We start from the raw sequence: 16,404 nt of genomic DNA on the forward strand, positions 1-16,404 counted from the left end.
CGGGTTCAGAACCGGGCGTGCACGAACCCGGTGAACGGCACGAGGAAGCCGCCGATCTCACAGACGATCAACGCGTACATGGCCGCCCGCAGCGGCAGTCCGATGTCGCCGCGGAATTGATTCGTCGTATCCCGCCGCAGCCCGTGCAGGCAGTAGGAGGCGATGGCACCGGCGAAGAAGCCGAGGACGATCAGCGCCGCAACGAGATTCACCGCCGTCGGCCAGTCCGACAGTTCCACGAAGACGGCGAGCAGCAGCGCCGCGAAGCTGTACATCAGGGCCGCGCGGTGTGCGATATCGACGTAGGGATGCGCATGCCCCTCTGCTGAGGTCCGCATCCCGTGGTACTTCCACACGCCCAGCAGCAGTGCCCAGATGAAGAGAAGGCCGGCGATCAGGAGCGTGATCCGGGTGTCCACACCGAGTTGTATCTGTTCCATCCGGGTCTCCTGGGCGGTCGCGTGAGGCATCGCGATCGTTACGCCGAGCACGTTCTGATTCAACGGTTTTCGGTGAGTTGTCCGGCGGACATGTGCCAGCGCCGGGTCGCCCGCACGGTATCGAGCATGCGCCGATCGTGGGTGACCAACAGCAGTGTGCCGTCGAAGGATTCGACGGCCTGCTCCAACTGCTCGATCGCGGGCAGATCGAGATGGTTGGTCGGTTCGTCGAGTACCAGCAGGTTGACCCCGCGTGCCTGCAACAGCGCCAGCGCGGCGCGCGTGCGCTCACCCGGCGACAGGGTGTCGTTGGCGCGCAGCACATGAGCCCCGCGCAGCCCGAATTTGGCCAGCAGCGTGCGGATCTCCGCCTCCGGCCAGTCGGGTACCTCGGCGCCGAACGTGTCGGCCAGCGAGGCGGTGCCACGAAACAGTCCGCGTACCTGATCGACCTCGCCGATCGCCACCCCCGAACCCCGCGAGGCGGTTCCGGCGTCCGGCGCCACCTTGCCCAGCAGCAGCGCCAGCAGCGTGGATTTACCCGACCCGTTGGGACCGGTCAGGACGATCCGGTCACCCCAATCGACCTGGGTGGTAACCGGACCGAGGACGAACTCGCCGCGCGACACGACGGCATCGGACAGCGTCGCCACCACCGACCCACTGCGCGGGGCGGAGGCGATCGACATCCGCAATTCCCACTCCTTGCGCGGCTCCTCCACCACCTCCAGCCGTTCGATGCGGCGCTGGGTCTGGCGCACCTTCGACGCCTGCTTCTCGGTGGATTCGGCGCGCATCTTGCGACCGGCCTTGTCGGAGTCCACCTTTCGCGGATCCCGAGCCTTACGGCGCGCATTGCGCACGCCGTGCTCGAGCCAGTTCCGTTGCATCACCTGCCGCGCTTCCAGCCCGGCCTTGGTATCGGCGTAGTCCTCGAAGGCCTCCCGCGCGTGCCGGCGGGCGATCTCGCGTTCGGCCAGGTACGAGTCGTAGCCGCCGTCGTAACTGCCGACCTGCTGCTGGGCGAGATCGAGTTCGACGATCCGGTTGACGGTGCGCGCCAGGAATTCGCGATCGTGACTGATCACCATCAACGGCGTCCGCACCCCGGTCACGAAATTCTCCAGCCGGGCCAGACCGTCCAGGTCGAGATCGTTCGTCGGCTCGTCCAGCAGCAGAATGTCGAAGCGCGACAACAGGACCGAGGCCAGCCCGGCCCGCGCCGCCTGCCCACCCGACAGCGCGGTCATGGGTGTGTCGAGGCCTTGCGGCAAACTTTCGGTGAGGCCCAGTTCGGCGGCCACCTCGTCGGCGCGCGGTTCCAGGTCGGCGCCGCCCAGGGCGAGCCAGCGTTCCAGGGCGGCCGAATACTCGTCGGCGGCGGTATCGTCGGTCGCCAGCCGTTCGGCCGCGGCGTCCATCGTGCGCTGCGCCGCCGCCACCCCGGTCCGGCGGGCCAGGAATCCGGCCACCGCCTCGTCGGCCAGGCGTTCCGGTTCCTGCGCGAGGTAGCCGATCGTCGCATCGGGCGGGCTCAGCGTGATCCGCCCGGTCTGCGGTGTGCGGTCGGCCAGCATCCGCAACAGCGTCGACTTACCCGCGCCGTTCACCCCCACCAGACCGATCACATCGCCGGGCGCCAGCACCAGATCCAGGTCCTCGAACAGCACCCGGTCTCCGTGCCCCGCCGAGAGGCCGTGCGCATGCAGAGTCGTACTCACCCCCACGAGTCTGCCGGGTTCGGGGTATCACCCTGAGCCCGGGCCGTGGAAATCAGGGTCGGGATGGGTCTCGCGCCCGATGCGCGCCGGGGTGCCCGCACAGCACAGTGGAATCACCACGCACGACCGTGACAGAAGGAGAGCGTCATGACCGCCCCCACCCGCCGCCTCACCCGATCGACCACCGACAAGTGGATCGGCGGCGTCTGCGGTGGCCTCGCCGAATACTTCGGCTGGAACGCCAATGTGATCCGCCTGCTGTTCGTCCTCTCCTGCCTGCTGCCGGGCCCGCAGTTCATCGTCTACCTGGTGCTGTGGCTGATCATCCCGAAGCAGTAGCCCGGGCGCGGCCGGACGATAGTTATCCACAAGCAAACCCTCGGCCCACCTCGGCGCCGGTAAGTTATCCACAACATGCCGGACCGGGGGATGCGCCACACCACTTCCGGATGCCAGGATGGAGGAAATTCCCGCACGTCCCTCGAGGAGCACATACATGATCCATTCGGGCGATCTGCCGGGCCTGGACCTGCCGGAAGTCGACGCACACTCCGACCTCGGCGGCATCGGCGCCGTGGAGCTGAACCACCCGTCCCAGGATATCGACGCCGACGGCATCCTGGACACCGAAACCTTCCACAGCGACCACTCGATGGAAGTCTGGTCCGATATGGACCACGACGGCTACGCCGACCATGTCAGCATCGTCGATGACGGCGGCGACTACTCCGCCTGGGAATTCCACCATTACCCCGACGGCCGCACCGAGTGGGTCCAGGTGGACAAGGGCAAGATGGGCAAGTGAGCGGCGTGCCTTCGGTTTTCGACCGACGGCCCGGCAAGTAGATGCGGGTACGAGCTCACCTATCGCTGCGCCAGTGCCTTCAGTCGTTCCAGCGACGGCAATTCGCCTTCTACAGCATCCGGCTGGATCAGAACCGGAGAGCCGTCGTCTGGCGCGGACGCACCGACCCAGGCTTACGAGTCCAGGGCTCGTATCGTCGTTCGAGCGGATCGCGTTGCGGTTTCGGTTCTGGATACGGGGGCGTTCCGGCGGCGGCAGAGGCCCCAGTTGTAGCTGGTGTCGTCCCAGGAGTTCACGATGGCGAGCCTGACTTCGAGAATCGATTGTCGACGGCCTCCTACTTGCGCAGGGCGCGGGCCATCTGGACGAGCTGCAGGGGCGAAACGTGTTCGGGCTCGGGCTCTTCGGTGGCTTCCGGGTCGACCGCGGCGGTGTGCGGGATGTCGGCCTCGGGGTCGGCGAAGGGCTGATACTTCTTGTCGCCCAGGAGTTGGTAGCTGAGGTAGCCGACCAGAAGGGCGCGGGTGATGCGTTCGGTCTTCGGTTCGTATTTGGCGGCGCCGAGGGCGGCCAGGGCGCGACGGCCCTCGACGATGCCGTTGTGGGTGGCCTTGTCGACGGTGCGCAGCGACATCGGCCCGCCCCAGGCGGTGGCGAGGGCCTGTGCGGTGCAGTTGCCGGTGGAGATGTCGGCACCGCCGCCGACGATGAGGGCCGGGGTGTCGATCTGGGGTGCGAGGGCTTCCGCGCTCGGGGCGGTGGGTGCCGGATAGAGGGCCGCCACGGCACCGACCTTGCGCTGCGAGGCCGCGATGACGGCGGCCCCCGCGCCCATGCCGTGCCCCGCCAGGGCGAGTTTGTCCGGGTGCACGCTGATGGTGCCGCCGCCCAGGCGCACGCCCGCGCAGATGTCGAGGGTGGTCAGCAGGTCGGTGGCCAGATTCAGGTGCGAGGGCAGCGGGCCGCGTTCGGTGTCGGGTGCGGCGGCGACGAAACCCCAGGACGCGAGATGTTCGAGCAATCGGCGGTAGTTGCCGGCGCCGGCGAGCCAGCCGTGTCCGAAGGCGACCGCGGGCAGGTTGTGGCCCTCTTCGGGGGTGTACACCACGCCGGGCTGCCCGGCGATGCCGAGGTTGCCGCGCATCACCCGGTGCGGACCCGGGCTGGTCAGAATGCTCAGAAGCGATTTCACAGACACCGACACGGGGGAGAACTCTACCGAGAGTCGCCCGGAATGCGGCACTGTCGCGAGCGGAGCGGCCCGGACACGCCGCCACCTGCTGCGATAGCAGGCCGATTCGCGTGTCCACGCGGCCCAAGTAGGCTGGGACACCATGTGCGGAATCGTTGGCTACGTCGGGTACCGGGACGCGCTCGGCGTCGTCGTGGACGCACTGCGCCGCATGGAGTACCGGGGCTACGACTCCGCGGGCGTGGCGATCCTGGACGGCGCGGGCACTATCGCGGTGGAGCGCAAGGCCGGTCGGCTGGCCAATCTGGAGGCCGAGCTGGCCGAGGCCGGTCCCGCCGCGTTCGCCGGTACGACCGGTATGGGGCATACCCGGTGGGCCACGCACGGCGCGCCCACCGATCGCAACGCGCACCCGCACCGCGATCTCGCGGGCCGGGTCGCGGTCGTGCACAACGGCATCATCGAGAATTTCGCGCCGCTGCGTCGCGAGCTCGAGGAGGCCGGGGTCGAACTGCGCAGCGATACCGACACCGAGGTCGCGGTCCACCTGGTCGCGCGGGCGTATGCGGCCGGACCCACGGCCGGTGATTTCGTCGGCAGCGCACTGGCCGTCCTGCGCCGGCTCGAGGGCGCGTTCACGCTGGTGTTCACCCATGCCGACCATCCGGGCACGATCGTGGCCGCGCGTCGCTCGACACCGCTGGTGGTCGGTGTGGGCAAGGGTGAGATGTTCATCGCCTCGGATGTGACGGCGTTCATCGAGCACACGCGCGAAGCGGTCGAGCTCGGTCAGGACCAGGCCGTGGTGATCACCGCGGACAGCTACGTGGTCACCGATTTCGCCGGCGCCACCGAGGGTGCGCGGACCCGTCCGTTCACCATCGACTGGGATCTGGCCGCCGCCGAGAAGGGCGGCCACGACTACTTCATGCTCAAGGAGATCGAGGAGCAGCCCGCCGGAGTGGCCGAGACGCTGATGGGCCATTTCGACAACGGTCGCATCGTGCTGGACGAGCAGCGCCTCGCCGACCAGGAACTGCGCGAATTCGACAAGGTGTTCGTGGTGGCCTGCGGCAGTTCGTATCACGCCGGCCTGCTGGCCAAGTACGCGATCGAACATTGGACCCGGGTTCCGGTCGAGGTCGAGCTGGCCAGCGAGTTCCGCTACCGCGACCCGGTCCTGGACCGGTCCACGCTGGTGGTCGCGATCTCGCAGTCCGGTGAGACCGCCGACACGCTGGAGGCGGTGCGCCACGCCAAGGAGCAGAAGGCGCGCGTGCTCGCGATCTGCAACACCAACGGCGCGCAGATTCCACGCGAATCCGATGCCGTGGTCTACACCCGTACCGGCCCGGAGATCGGCGTCGCCTCGACCAAGGCCTTCCTCGCCCAGATCACCGCGAATTACCTTGTGGGCCTTGCCCTCGCGCAGGCGCGCGGCACCAAGTACCCGGACGAGGTGGCCCGCGAATTCGGTGAGCTGGAGGCCATGCCGAAGCTGGTGGAGCGGGTGCTCGAGACCGCGCCGCAGGTCCGCGAGATCGCCCGCCGGTTCGCGCATCAGTCGACGGTGCTGTTCCTCGGCCGCCACGTCGGCTACCCGGTCGCGCTCGAGGGTGCGCTCAAGCTCAAAGAGCTGGCCTATATGCACGCCGAGGGTTTCGCCGCCGGTGAACTCAAGCACGGCCCGATCGCGCTGATCGAGGAGGGCCTGCCGGTGATCGTGGTGATGCCCTCCCCGAAGGGACGCGCGGTGCTGCATTCGAAGCTGCTCAGCAATATCCGGGAGATCCAGGCCCGCGGTGCCCGCACCATCGTGATCGCGGAGGAGGGTGACGATACGGTCCGTCCGTTCGCCGACCATCTGATCGAGATCCCGGCCGCCCCGACCCTCTTCCAGCCGCTGCTGTCGACCGTGCCGCTGCAGATCTTCGCCGCCGAGGTGGCACAGACCCGTGGCTACGACATCGACAAACCGCGCAACCTCGCGAAGTCGGTCACCGTCGAATAGCGGCGGGCGCTCCGGTCAATCTCCCACGGCCACAAGTTCTTCGGGCGCAGCGACGGATCGTGTCGTGCGACGTTCCAATGCGCCCGACCAGAGGGCCAGGCCGAGCGCGCTCGTGGCCAGGACCACACCGACCCAACTCGGGCCGGTGTAGCCGAAACCCGCGGCGATGACCGACCCGCCGAGCCATGCGGCCAGCGCGTTGCCGAGGTTGAAGGCCCCGATATTGAGCGCGGAGGCCAGCGTCGGCGCCGCCGCGGCCTGATCGAGAACCCGCTTCTGCAGCGGCGGCACGGTCGCGAAGCCCAGCGCTCCGATCAGGACGACGGTGATCGCCGCCGCGACCTTGTTGTGCGCGGTGAGCGTGAACAGGGCCAGGACGACGGCCAGCGCCGCCAGTGTGATGTAGAGCATCGGCAGCAGGTGACGGTCGGCGTAGCGGCCGCCGACCAGATTGCCGATCAGGAATCCGAGTCCGAACAGCACCATGATCCAGGTGACGGAGGTTTCCGCGAAGCCGGTGACCTCGGTCATCATCGGTGCGAGGTAGGTGATGGCGGCGAACACACCGCCGAAGCCGAGCACGGTCATCGCCATCGCCAGCAGGACCTGCGGATTGCGCAGGACCGCCAGTTCCCGGGTGAACCGGGCATCGCGCGGTGCCGGCCGATCGGGTACCAGCGCCAGCACTCCGCCGAAGGCGAGCGCGCCGACGACGGCGACCAGCGCGAAGGCGAGCCGCCAGCCGAAATGCTGACCCAGCAGCGTGCTCAGCGGAACGCCGACCACGGTCGCCACGGTGAGCCCGGTGAACATCATGGCGATCGCACCGGCGCGGCGGTCCGGGGCGACGAGCGATCCGGCGACCACCGCGCCGATGCCGAAGAAGGCGCCGTGCGCCAGTGAGGCGACGATGCGGCCGGTCAGCATCAGACCGAAAGTCGGTGCGGCGGCGGACAATGCGTTGCCGGCGATCAGGAGCAGCAGGCTGATCAACAGCATGCGCTTGCGGGACACGCGCGTGCCGAGGCCGGTCATCACCGGCGCGCCGACGAGGACGCCGAGGGCATATCCGGTGACGAGCCAGCCGGCGGTCGGGATCGAGACCGCATAACTGTCCGCGACCCCGGGCAGCAATCCGACCACGATGAATTCGGTCGTCCCGATGGCGAATGCGCCGAGGGTGAGTGCGAGAAGTGCGAGTGGCATCGGTACAAGCCTCCACACAGAGTTGTATACGGGCGTTACGGGCGTCGACAATAATTGCATACGCGTGTTAAATGCAAGCGCGCGCTATTGCGGGAGCGCGTTATCCTGGGGACGGCGACGATATGAGGAGGGCCGATGACCGCGGAAGCCGCGCTGACCGGATTGGCGGATGGCTGGTATGCGCTCTCGGTGCTGCACGACCGGATCGAGGCACGGATCGAACGCGCCCTGCAGGCCGGTCACGAGCTCAGTGTGCGCGAATATTCACTGCTCACCGTGTTGAGCCGGCAGCACGACGGGCCCGGTGGCCATCTGCGGATGAATCAGGTCGCCGATTCGGTGGCACTGAGCCAGAGCGCGACCACCAGGCTGGTGACCCGGCTCGAGGACCGCGGTCTCCTGCAGCGCTATCTGTGCCCGGACGACCGCCGGGGCATCTATACCGACGTCACGGCCGCGGGTCTCGAACTGCTCGAACAGGCGCGGCCCACCAACGATGCCGCGCTGTCGCAGGCGCTCGGCGAGGCCGCGGCCGATCCCGAACTCGCCCCGCTGGTCACGGCCGTGGAGGCGTTGAATCGTCGCGAGGCGCGGGCAGTGACTACCGCACGGTGACGGTGCCGCGCATCTCGGGATGCAGCGGGCACAGGTAGCGGTAGACGCCGGGGATCGCGAAGGTGTGGCTCCACTCGCCGCCGGTGAAGATGGGGCTGTTGATGCCCATCGCCGCATCGCCGATGCCCTGTACGGCATGCGGCACCTTGTCGGAGAACTTCCAGGTCACCGTGTCGCCCGCATGCACGGTCACGGCGTCGGGGGAGAACTTCATATCCTCGACGCGCACGGTGACCGAAGTCGGTTGGGCCGAGGTCGGCGAGGCTGCCGCAGTGCCCGGCGGTGTGGCCGCGGTCGTGGTCGACGGTGTGGATGTCGTTGTGTTCGAACCACATCCGGCGATCAGCACGGCAGCCACCAGCGCTCCGGCGGTCGGGAGGAGACGCGCTGCGCGGTGGCGTACGGTGCTGTGGGCCATGGCTACGAGCCTAGTCCGGTGGTTGCGTCCGGCTCGCCGCACCCGCGCGCGGTGTCGGCGTCGTCGCGTCGGCGAGAGAGCCGCGGGCATACCGAGACCGGAGATCTCCGGGCGTACTCTGCTGGAGGTTCCGATTCGAGCGCGATTCCTACCGCGATCCCGACGAGGAGGCGAATGATGGCACCGGTCCTGCGGGGATACTTCACCGTCGACGAGGTGCGAGCGGCAGAAGCCGAACTGTTCGAGCGGGTCGCCGCGGGGGTGCCGATGCGCCGCGCCGCGTACGGATTGGCGAATGTGGTTGCCGCCGAACTACGGGAACGGACCGGAGCCGTCGCCGGGCGAGCCGTGACCCTGCTCGTGGGATCCGGGGACAACGGCGGCGACGCGCTCTGGGCGGGCGCCACGCTGCGCCGGCGCGGGGTGGCGGTGACGGCGGTGCTGTTGTCACCCGAGCGAGCGCATGCGCAAGGGCTCGCGGCGCTGCGCCGGGCGGGCGGCCGGATTCGCGAGGCCGGCGCGGGATCGGCCGCGGAACTGCTCGGCGCGCCGGACCTGGTGGTCGACGGCATCGTCGGCATCTCCGGCCGGGGTGCGCTGCGACCGCGGGCCGCCGAACTGGTGGCGGCGGTCGAGGCGCCGATCGTCGCCGCCGATCTGCCGAGCGGTGTCGATCCGAATACCGGTGCGGTGGACGGCCCGGCGGTGCGGGCCGCGGTGACGGTGACCTTCGGTGCGTACAAACCGGTGCACGCGCTGGCCGCACCGTGGTGTGGGCGAATCGAGTTGATCGACATCGGTTTACGCCTGCCCGCGCCGGCCCTGGCCGCCTTGGAGCCGGTGTCGATCGGTCGTGACTGGCCGGTGCCCGGACCGCACGACGACAAATACACGCAGGGCGTAACCGGGATCCATGCGGGCAGTGACACCTATCCCGGAGCCGCGGTGCTGTGCACCGGCGCCGCGGTGGCCGCCACCTCCGGCATGGTGCGTTACGCCGGAACCGCGGCCGCGCACGTGCTCGCGCAGTTCCCGGAAGTCATCGCAACCGAGAGTATTTCCGATACCGGCCGGGTGCAGTCCTGGGTGTTCGGGCCGGGGGCGGGCACCGACGACGCGGCGCGCGAGCGCCTGGCGGAGATCCTGGCCACCGATCTGCCCGTGGTGGTCGACGCCGACGGATTGACCCTGCTTGCCGCCGCGCCGGAGCTGGTCACCGGTCGCGGGGCGCCCACCGTATTGACCCCGCACGCAGGCGAATTCGCGCGTCTCACCGGCCGTGAACTCGGCCCCGACCGGGTCGCTGCGGTGCGCGAACTCGCCGAGAAATGGCAGGTGACGGTCCTGTTGAAGGGGCGGTCCACGCTGGTCGCCACCCCCGGCGAGCCGACGCTGGTCAACGAGGCGGGCGGTTCCTGGGCGGCCACCGCGGGCGCCGGTGACGTCCTGTCCGGCGTCATCGGCGCCCTGCTGGCGGCGGGGCGGGAACCAGCGTCGGCGGCGGCGGCCGCCGCGCGCGTCCATGCCCTCGCCGCCAACCTCGCCGCCCACGCGAACAGCGATGCGGGAGCGCCCATTTCGGCTACTCCGCTGCTGCACCACCTACGCGCCGCAGTGCGGACCTTGCGCAGTCTTGCCGAAAGCTGACCGACGACCGGCTGATCCGCGTGCACTTTCCGGCCTGAGGGGTTCGGTGGCCGGTGCCGAGACCGCACCGCCGGCATCCCCCACGGGTTCGTTTCCGAATCAATCCCCTTGTGCCGCCAGCGTTACCGCCTCCCATTCGCGCCAGGTCGAAAGCCGCGACTCGTAGTCGGCGGTCGCGATCTGCAGCGGCGCGGTGCCCAGGAACAGCCGCAACGGCGGTTTGTCGGCGTCGACCACCGCCAGGATCGCCGACCGCGTGGCCGTCGGCTCGCCGGGCTGCTGAGCCGCACGGGTGCGTTTGCGCGCCGCCCGCACCTCGTCGTATGCCGGGTTCTCCGCGCTGTGTACCGACGACGGGCCGGCCCAATCGGTGCTGAACCCGCCCGGCTCGATCAGGGTGACGTGGATGCCGAAACCGGCGACCTCCTGCGCCAGCGACTGCGAGAACCCCTCGAGCGCCCACTTCGACGCGTGATAGGCGCCGAGATTCGGGAAGGCGCTGATCCCGCCGATGCTCGACACCTGGATGATGTGCCCGCTGCCCTGCTCGCGCAGAATCGGCAGTGCCGCCTGGGTGACCCACAGCGCCCCGAAGACATTGGTCTCGAGCTGCGCGCGGATCTCGTCCTCGGTGAGCTCTTCGATCATGCCGAAATGGCCGTAACCGGCGTTGTTGACCACGACGTCCAGGCGGCCGAACCGCGCAGCCGCCTCGGCGACCGCCGCGAAATCGCCCGCGCGGTCGGTGACGTCCAACCGCAGCGGCAGGAAGGTGTCGGGGTAGGCGGCGACGATATCGTCGAGCGTCTCCAGCTTGCGCGCGGTTCCGGCGACCCGGTCGCCGCGCTCGAGGGCCGCGAGGGCCCATTCGCGACCGAATCCGCGCGAGACGCCGGTGATGAACCAAACCTTGCTCATGAAACCCCTCTGGTGGATGGGTGGGTGGCGGGCGGCGTATGCCCGCGTGAACCACGCTAACGAGCTGGAGTGCACTCCAAGCAAGAGTTGATCTCGACCCGATCCGAAGTCACTCGGGCGCGCCGGGTGGCCCCGGCGCGCCGCGTGGCAGGATCGGTAGCCGTGAGTAGCGCTGATCCGCAGGTGGAGACCGTCGTCGATCTGGATGCCATCGCACACAACGTGCGGATACTGCGCGAACACGCGGGCGATGCCGCGGTGATGGTGGTGGTGAAGGCCGACGCCTACAACCACGGCGCGGTGCAGGTCGGCCGGGCGGCACTGGCCGCGGGCGCGGCCGAACTCGGTGTGACCACCATTGCCGAGGCGCTCGAGCTGCGCGCGGCCGGTATCACCGCGCCCATCCTCAGCTGGCTCAACACCTCCGACGCGGACTACACGGCCGCGATCGCCGCCGATATCGAGATCGGCGTGTCCTCGACCGCCCATCTGCGGGCGGTGGAGCGCGCGGCGCGGGCGAGCGGGACCACCGCGACCGTCACGCTGAAGCTCGATACCGGCCTGAACCGCAACGGTGTCTCCTCCGCGGACTATCCGCACGTGCTGGCCCTGCTGCAGGAGCTGGTCGCGGAGCGGGTGGTGCATCTGCGGGCGATGTTCTCCCATCTCGCCCATGCCGATCAGCCGCAGCATCCGGTCATCGATGTGCAGCGGGACAGATTCGTCGAGGCCATCGCCGTCGCCAAGGATTACGGGCTGCAACCCGAGGTGGTCCACCTGGCCAACTCCGCGGCCACCCTCACTCGGCCCGATCTGGCGTTCGACATGGTGCGGCCCGGTATCGCCGTCTACGGCCTCAGTCCGATTCCGGAGATCTCCGACTTCGGCCTGCGCCCGGCCATGACCTTCCGGGCCCGGGTCGCCCTGGTCAAGCGGGTGGCCCAGGGCGAGGGCGTGTCGTACGGCCACGAGTGGATCGCGCCGCACGACACCACCGTGGCGCTGATTCCGGCGGGCTATGCCGACGGTGTGCCGCGCGGCCTGGGGGGCCGGATCGCACTGCGGATCGGGGACGCGGAGTATCCGAACATCGGCCGGGTGTGCATGGACCAGCTGGTCGTGGACCTCGGCGAGAACCGGCAGGGAGTGCAGGAGGGCGATCGCGCGGTGCTGTTCGGCGGGGCCCCCGGCGATCCGCACGCACAGCGGTGGGCGGAACTGATGAACACCATCCACTACGAGATCGTCTGTTCCCCCCGTGGCCGTGTCGTGCGAGGCTATACCGGACAGGCAGGGGTGGTGTGATGGAACCCGAACGGGCACATCGGTTTCGGAACGCGCGGCGGGTACGGTCCGCACTGCTGCGGGGCGGGGTGGCATCCGCGAGTGTGCTGGGCGCCCTCGCCGGTGCGCAGGCCCTGCGGCGAATGGGCGCCGCCGTCGCCTGGCCGGCCCGCGGTGACGACCTGCGCGACGAGGATTTCACGCTGCTGGACCGCGACCCCGCGCGCCGCGTGGTGGCCGACGACGGCGTACCGCTGGCCGTCCGCGTCGTCGGCGCCGGAAACCCCTCCGCCACGGTCGTTTTCGTGCACGGATTCTGTAACAGCATGCACTCGTTCCACTTTCAGCGCCGCGATCTGGCGCGGCAGTGGGGCGAGCAGGTCCGCATGGTGTTCTTCGATCTGCGCGGGCACGGCAGCTCCGGCACGCCGAGCAGTGCGAGCTGCACGGTCGCGCAGCTGGGGCGCGACCTGCTGCGGGTGATCGAGGAGTGCGCCCCCGACGGGCCGCTGGTGCTCGTGGGGCATTCCATGGGCGGGATGGCGATTCTCGCGGCGGCCGCCCGGGATCCCGAATTGTTCGAGCGCCGCGTGCTGGCCTCCGCACTGCTGTCCACCACCGCGGCCGGGGTGACCCGTGCCGGTGCGGCACAGCTGTTGCGCAGTCCGGCGATCGACGGGTTCCGGGTACTCGTCCACACCTCGCCGGCGCTGGTGCAGGCGGGACGGGTCACGGCACGCCAGCTGATCACCCCGGTGCTGCATGTCAGTTCGTTCCACGGCGACGTCAGTCCCACACTGTCGCGATTCACCACCTCGATGATCGATCGGACACCCGTCGAGACCATCGTGAAATTCCTCGAGGCACTGCAGGTCCACGACGAATCGGCGGCGCTGCCGGTGCTCGCGCCGCGGCCGGCGCTGGTCGTCGGCGGCGACCACGATCTGATCATCCCGTTCCGTAACTCGCGGGAACTCGCCGCCCGGCTCCCGGACGCCGATCTGGTCCGGGTCACCGACGCCGCGCATATGGTACATCTGCAGTATCCCGAGTTGATGAATGCCGCGTTGGAACGATTGCTGTTGCGCGCGGGCGTCTTCGGCGGCTCATCCGTCGAATTCGGCGCGGGCCGGGAGGCGAGCAATGGCTGAGCGTCGCGACGGGGCGCCCGACGATCAGGGCGAGGCCGAGCGCCGGGAACTGCCCACGGTCGCCGATACCGAGGCGCTGGGCCGGGAGCTGGCGGCCGAGCTGCGGCCCGGGGATCTGGTGGTGCTCGACGGTCCGCTCGGGGCGGGCAAGACCGCGCTGACCCGGGGGATCGCGGCCGGGCTCGGGGTCGAGGGGCGGGTCAGCTCACCGACCTTCATCATCGCGCGGCAGCATCGCGCCGGCGCGGCGCCGGGATCGATACCGCTGGTGCACGTCGACGCCTATCGGCTGGGCGGTGATCTCGACGAACTGGACGCCCTGGATCTCGATGCCGATCTGCACGAATCGGTCGTGGTAGTGGAATGGGGTCTCGGAGTGGTCGAACATCTCGCGGACCGTCATCTGCGGGTGCGGCTGCATCGGGAAGCCGAATCGGAGACGCGCACCGCCACCTGGGAGTGGGTCGGACAGTACTGATCGGTTGTGATGCTCGCCACCGATGCCGCCCGGGCGAATCCGCGGCAGCGTGGAATCCGGCCCGGCCAACCGCGCCCGGCTGCACCGGCGCTCCGGCAGTTGTTGCGGCACTTAATCGTTGACGAGCCCTGGGCGGGCGCCTCGTCACGACGTGCGCACCTCCGGCGCGCAGCGGTTTGCCCTGCGGTTGCGACATGCGGATACGCCGACGGCGCTGATGGCATACGGGAGGTGACCAACCGGTATCGTTGAGGCAATCATGCTTGTACTTGCTGTCGACACCGCGACGCCTGCCGTTACAGCAGGACTGGTGGAACTGGAGCAGGCCGCCACACAGCCGCAGGTCCGCACTCTCGCCTCCCGCGTGACCGTGGACGCGCGCGCCCACAACGAGGTGCTCACCCCGCAGATCCTCGCCTGCCTCGAGGAGGCCGGCCGCACCCGCACCGATATCGGAGCGGTCGTGGTGGGTATCGGCCCCGGCCCGTTCACCGGCCTGCGCGTCGGTATGGCGACCGCCGCCGCGTTCGGCGACGCCCTGGGCCTGCCGGTACACGGCGTCTGCAGTCTCGACGCCATCGCCGCGGAGGCGTGGTCCGACGTGCCGGGCGGGCAGGACGAGAGTTCCGGCGCCGAACTGCTCGTGGTGACCGACGCCCGCCGTCGCGAGGTGTACTGGGCGCGGTATCGCCGCAGCGGGCGCGTCGACGGCCCGGGCGTGTGCAAACCCGTCGATCTGGATTCCGGGGACGCGACCGCGATCGCCGGATCGCCCTCGCACGTCGACTTTTTCGATCTTCCGGTGCTGCCGGTGGAGACCCCGTCGCCCGCGGGTCTGGCGCGGTGCGCCGCCCGCGACATCCTCGCGCGCGTGACGCCGGAGCCGCTGGTCCCGCTGTATCTGCGCCGGCCCGATGCCGTCGAACGCAGCTATCAGGCGGTGCGATGAGTACCGAATCCTCGCCGGTGGTCCATATCGAACCGATGGGCCCGGCCGATATCGCGCGCTGCGTCGAACTGGAACTGCTGCTCTTCCCCGAGGACGACCCCTGGCCGGACGTGGCCTTCCGCTCGGAGCTGGCCGGCTCGCACAATCGCTATCTGGTGGCGCGCGACGATGCCGGGCGCATGCTCGGGTACGCGGGCATCGCGCTGCTGGGCACAGCCGACCATCCCGAGGCCGAGATCCACACCATCGGTGTCGATCCGGACGTGCACCGTGGGGGAATCGGGACCGTGCTGTTGCGCGCGCTGCTGGCCGAGGCCGGACGGCGCGGTGGACCGGTCTTCCTCGAGGTGCGGACCGACAATGCGCCGGCCATCGCGCTCTACGAGAAGCACGGCTTCCACATCATCGGCCTGCGCAAGAGCTACTACCAGCCCAGCGGTGCCGACGCGTTCACCATGCGCCGCCCGGCCATGACCGGATTCCCGCACCCGGGCGCCGAGCGCGCCCACGACTCCGAGGTCCTGTCATGATCGTCCTGGGTGTCGAAAGTTCGTGTGACGAAACCGGTGTCGGCATCGTGCGCCGCCATCCGGACGGCACCTGCGAACTCCTCGCCGACGAGGTGGCGTCCAGCGTCGACCAGCACGCGCGGTTCGGTGGAGTGGTTCCCGAGATCGCCTCGCGCGCCCATCTCGAGGCCATCGTGCCCGCCATGCGGCGCGCCCTGTCGACGGCGGGGATCGCCAAGCCGGATGCGCTGGCCGTCACCATCGGACCGGGCCTCGCCGGTGCGCTGCTGGTGGGCGTGGCGGCCGCGAAAGCCTATGCGGCGGCCTGGGATATCCCGCTGTTCGCCTTGAACCATCTCGGCGGGCACGTCGCCGTCGACACCCTCGAACACGGTCCGATGCCGCCGTGTGTGGCTCTGCTGGTTTCCGGCGGGCACACCCATCTGCTGCACGTGACCGACCTGGCCGAGCCGATCGTCGAAATGGGCAGTACCGTCGACGATGCCGCCGGCGAGGCGTTCGACAAGGTGGCGCGACTGCTGGACCTCGGCTTCCCGGGCGGCCCGGCGCTGGATGCCGCTGCGGCTCATGGTGATCCGGCCGCGATCGCCTTCCCGCGCGGGATGACCGGGCCGCGTGATCCGCGGTACGACTTCTCCTTCTCCGGTCTCAAGACCGCCGTCGCCCGCTATGTCGAGGCGGCCCAGCGCAACGGGACCGAACTGCCGATCCCCGATATCGCGGCCTCGTTCCAGGAGGCCGTGGCCGATGTGCTGACCATGAAGGCCGTGCGCGCGGCGCAGGACGTCGGTGTGGACACGCTCGTGCTCGGTGGCGGCGCGACCGCCAACTCCCGCATCCGGTCGATGGCCGAAGAGCGATGCGCGGCCGCCGGTCTGACCCTGCGGGTGCCCAAGCCGCGCCTGTGTACCGACAACGGCGTCATGATCGCCACCCTGGGCGCCCACGTGATCGCGGGCGGCGCCGAACCGTCCCCGTTGACGGTCGCGACCGACCCGGGACTTTCGGTGTCCACCAGCCAGATTCGCTGACGCCGTCT

At 69.5% G+C, this 16,404-nt stretch carries 17 protein-coding genes; 11 read left to right on the forward strand and 6 right to left on the reverse strand.

What is annotated here, in order from left to right; genetic code table 11:
* Nucleotides 1–5 precede the first annotated feature (5 nt).
* Both AC5592_RS08275 and AC5592_RS08280 read right to left on the reverse strand, forming a co-directional pair.
* Nucleotides 6–440, reverse strand: a complete 435-nt coding sequence (locus AC5592_RS08275; RefSeq protein ID WP_063063964.1) for a hypothetical protein — start codon at nucleotides 438–440, stop codon at nucleotides 6–8.
* Between the two features lie 59 nt (nucleotides 441–499).
* Nucleotides 500–2,161 (reverse strand): ABC-F family ATP-binding cassette domain-containing protein, encoded by a 1,662-nt coding sequence (locus AC5592_RS08280; protein WP_063063865.1) that lies wholly within the window; start codon nucleotides 2,159–2,161, stop codon nucleotides 500–502.
* Between the two features lie 147 nt (nucleotides 2,162–2,308).
* Here AC5592_RS08280 and AC5592_RS08285 point away from each other — a divergent pair, with 147 nt between their 5' ends.
* Nucleotides 2,309–2,500 (forward strand): PspC domain-containing protein, encoded by a 192-nt coding sequence (locus AC5592_RS08285; protein WP_063063866.1) that lies wholly within the window; start codon nucleotides 2,309–2,311, stop codon nucleotides 2,498–2,500.
* 157 nt (nucleotides 2,501–2,657) lie between these two features.
* The gene (locus AC5592_RS08290) at nucleotides 2,658–2,966 is read left to right on the forward strand and encodes a DUF6802 family protein (RefSeq protein ID WP_030513482.1); all 309 of its coding nucleotides are present in this window, start codon (nucleotides 2,658–2,660) and stop codon (nucleotides 2,964–2,966) included.
* Between the two features lie 337 nt (nucleotides 2,967–3,303).
* Here AC5592_RS08290 and AC5592_RS08295 read toward each other — a convergent pair whose 3' ends face one another.
* Nucleotides 3,304–4,170 carry a dienelactone hydrolase family protein gene (locus tag AC5592_RS08295; protein ID WP_036498290.1) on the reverse strand — a complete coding sequence of 289 codons (867 nt, stop codon included), beginning with the start codon at nucleotides 4,168–4,170 and terminating at the stop codon, nucleotides 3,304–3,306.
* Nucleotides 4,171–4,300: 130 nt separating this feature from the next.
* On the opposite strand from AC5592_RS08295, the gene glmS reads away from it, so the two are divergent.
* Nucleotides 4,301–6,169, forward strand: a complete 1,869-nt coding sequence (glmS, locus tag AC5592_RS08300) for a glutamine--fructose-6-phosphate transaminase (isomerizing) (RefSeq protein WP_036498291.1) — start codon at nucleotides 4,301–4,303, stop codon at nucleotides 6,167–6,169.
* Between the two features lie 15 nt (nucleotides 6,170–6,184).
* On the opposite strand, the gene AC5592_RS08305 is transcribed toward glmS, so the two are convergent.
* Complete coding sequence (locus tag AC5592_RS08305; protein ID WP_036498292.1) at nucleotides 6,185–7,375, reverse strand: MFS transporter; 1,191 nt, start codon at nucleotides 7,373–7,375, stop codon at nucleotides 6,185–6,187.
* A 135-nt stretch (nucleotides 7,376–7,510) separates the two neighbouring features.
* Here AC5592_RS08305 and AC5592_RS08310 point away from each other — a divergent pair, with 135 nt between their 5' ends.
* Entirely contained in the window at nucleotides 7,511–7,990 is a 480-nt protein-coding gene (locus AC5592_RS08310) for a MarR family winged helix-turn-helix transcriptional regulator (protein WP_063063867.1), read from the forward strand.
* Here AC5592_RS08310 and AC5592_RS08315 read toward each other — a convergent pair.
* Nucleotides 7,977–8,408 carry a plastocyanin/azurin family copper-binding protein gene (locus AC5592_RS08315; RefSeq protein WP_036498294.1) on the reverse strand — a complete coding sequence of 144 codons (432 nt, stop codon included), beginning with the start codon at nucleotides 8,406–8,408 and terminating at the stop codon, nucleotides 7,977–7,979. The two genes, AC5592_RS08310 and AC5592_RS08315, sit on opposite strands and share 14 nt — an antisense overlap.
* 174 nt (nucleotides 8,409–8,582) lie before the next feature.
* On the opposite strand from AC5592_RS08315, the gene AC5592_RS08320 reads away from it, so the two are divergent.
* Entirely contained in the window at nucleotides 8,583–10,055 is a 1,473-nt protein-coding gene (locus AC5592_RS08320; protein WP_371507149.1) for an NAD(P)H-hydrate dehydratase, read from the forward strand.
* Nucleotides 10,056–10,154: 99 nt separating this feature from the next.
* Here the strand turns inward: AC5592_RS08320 and AC5592_RS08325 are convergent, their stop codons facing one another.
* Nucleotides 10,155–10,973 carry an SDR family oxidoreductase gene (locus tag AC5592_RS08325; RefSeq protein ID WP_036498295.1) on the reverse strand — a complete coding sequence of 273 codons (819 nt, stop codon included), beginning with the start codon at nucleotides 10,971–10,973 and terminating at the stop codon, nucleotides 10,155–10,157.
* A gap of 162 nt (nucleotides 10,974–11,135) precedes the next feature.
* Here AC5592_RS08325 and alr point away from each other — a divergent pair, with 162 nt between their 5' ends.
* The 6 genes from alr to tsaD all read left to right on the forward strand — a co-directional run bounded on the left by alr (nucleotide 11,136) and on the right by tsaD (nucleotide 16,396).
* Entirely contained in the window at nucleotides 11,136–12,278 is a 1,143-nt protein-coding gene (alr, locus tag AC5592_RS08330; RefSeq protein WP_232329262.1) for an alanine racemase, read from the forward strand.
* Entirely contained in the window at nucleotides 12,278–13,408 is a 1,131-nt protein-coding gene (locus tag AC5592_RS08335; protein WP_051024323.1) for an alpha/beta fold hydrolase, read from the forward strand. Before alr ends, AC5592_RS08335 begins: the two co-directional genes overlap by 1 nt.
* On the forward strand, nucleotides 13,401–13,886 hold the full coding sequence (gene tsaE, locus AC5592_RS08340; protein WP_051024324.1) for a tRNA (adenosine(37)-N6)-threonylcarbamoyltransferase complex ATPase subunit type 1 TsaE: 486 nt from the start codon (nucleotides 13,401–13,403) through the stop codon (nucleotides 13,884–13,886). Before AC5592_RS08335 ends, tsaE begins: the two co-directional genes overlap by 8 nt.
* Before the next feature lie 259 nt (nucleotides 13,887–14,145).
* Complete coding sequence (gene tsaB, locus AC5592_RS08345; protein ID WP_036498297.1) at nucleotides 14,146–14,835, forward strand: tRNA (adenosine(37)-N6)-threonylcarbamoyltransferase complex dimerization subunit type 1 TsaB; 690 nt, start codon at nucleotides 14,146–14,148, stop codon at nucleotides 14,833–14,835.
* Nucleotides 14,832–15,365: a ribosomal protein S18-alanine N-acetyltransferase gene (rimI, locus tag AC5592_RS08350; protein WP_063063868.1), complete on the forward strand. Its 534-nt coding sequence runs from the start codon at nucleotides 14,832–14,834 to the stop codon at nucleotides 15,363–15,365. Before tsaB ends, rimI begins: the two co-directional genes overlap by 4 nt.
* Nucleotides 15,362–16,396 carry a tRNA (adenosine(37)-N6)-threonylcarbamoyltransferase complex transferase subunit TsaD gene (gene tsaD / locus AC5592_RS08355; protein ID WP_036498304.1) on the forward strand — a complete coding sequence of 345 codons (1,035 nt, stop codon included), beginning with the start codon at nucleotides 15,362–15,364 and terminating at the stop codon, nucleotides 16,394–16,396. The genes rimI and tsaD overlap by 4 nt, the downstream gene beginning before the upstream one ends.
* Nucleotides 16,397–16,404 lie beyond the last annotated feature (8 nt).

The sequence above is a fragment of the Nocardia violaceofusca NBRC 14427 genome (genome assembly GCF_963869435.1).
Classification (GTDB): domain Bacteria; phylum Actinomycetota; class Actinomycetes; order Mycobacteriales; family Mycobacteriaceae; genus Nocardia; species Nocardia aobensis.

Bases quoted from the DNA above. Each gene is read 5' to 3' on its own strand.
- AC5592_RS08275 (WP_063063964.1), bottom strand. From the start codon at position 440: ATGGAACAGATACAACTCGGTGTGGACACCCGGATCACGCTCCTGATC.
- AC5592_RS08285 (WP_063063866.1), top strand. From the start codon at position 2,309: ATGACCGCCCCCACCCGCCGCCTCACCCGATCGACCACCGACAAGTGG.
- AC5592_RS08290 (WP_030513482.1), top strand. From the start codon at position 2,658: ATGATCCATTCGGGCGATCTGCCGGGCCTGGACCTGCCGGAAGTCGAC.
- glmS (WP_036498291.1), top strand. From the start codon at position 4,301: ATGTGCGGAATCGTTGGCTACGTCGGGTACCGGGACGCGCTCGGCGTC.
- AC5592_RS08305 (WP_036498292.1), bottom strand. From the start codon at position 7,375: ATGCCACTCGCACTTCTCGCACTCACCCTCGGCGCATTCGCCATCGGG.
- AC5592_RS08310 (WP_063063867.1), top strand. From the start codon at position 7,511: ATGACCGCGGAAGCCGCGCTGACCGGATTGGCGGATGGCTGGTATGCG.
- AC5592_RS08315 (WP_036498294.1), bottom strand. From the start codon at position 8,408: ATGGCCCACAGCACCGTACGCCACCGCGCAGCGCGTCTCCTCCCGACC.
- AC5592_RS08320 (WP_371507149.1), top strand. From the start codon at position 8,583: ATGATGGCACCGGTCCTGCGGGGATACTTCACCGTCGACGAGGTGCGA.
- AC5592_RS08325 (WP_036498295.1), bottom strand. From the start codon at position 10,973: ATGAGCAAGGTTTGGTTCATCACCGGCGTCTCGCGCGGATTCGGTCGC.
- AC5592_RS08335 (WP_051024323.1), top strand. From the start codon at position 12,278: ATGGAACCCGAACGGGCACATCGGTTTCGGAACGCGCGGCGGGTACGG.
- tsaE (WP_051024324.1), top strand. From the start codon at position 13,401: ATGGCTGAGCGTCGCGACGGGGCGCCCGACGATCAGGGCGAGGCCGAG.
- tsaB (WP_036498297.1), top strand. From the start codon at position 14,146: ATGCTTGTACTTGCTGTCGACACCGCGACGCCTGCCGTTACAGCAGGA.
- rimI (WP_063063868.1), top strand. From the start codon at position 14,832: ATGAGTACCGAATCCTCGCCGGTGGTCCATATCGAACCGATGGGCCCG.
- tsaD (WP_036498304.1), top strand. From the start codon at position 15,362: ATGATCGTCCTGGGTGTCGAAAGTTCGTGTGACGAAACCGGTGTCGGC.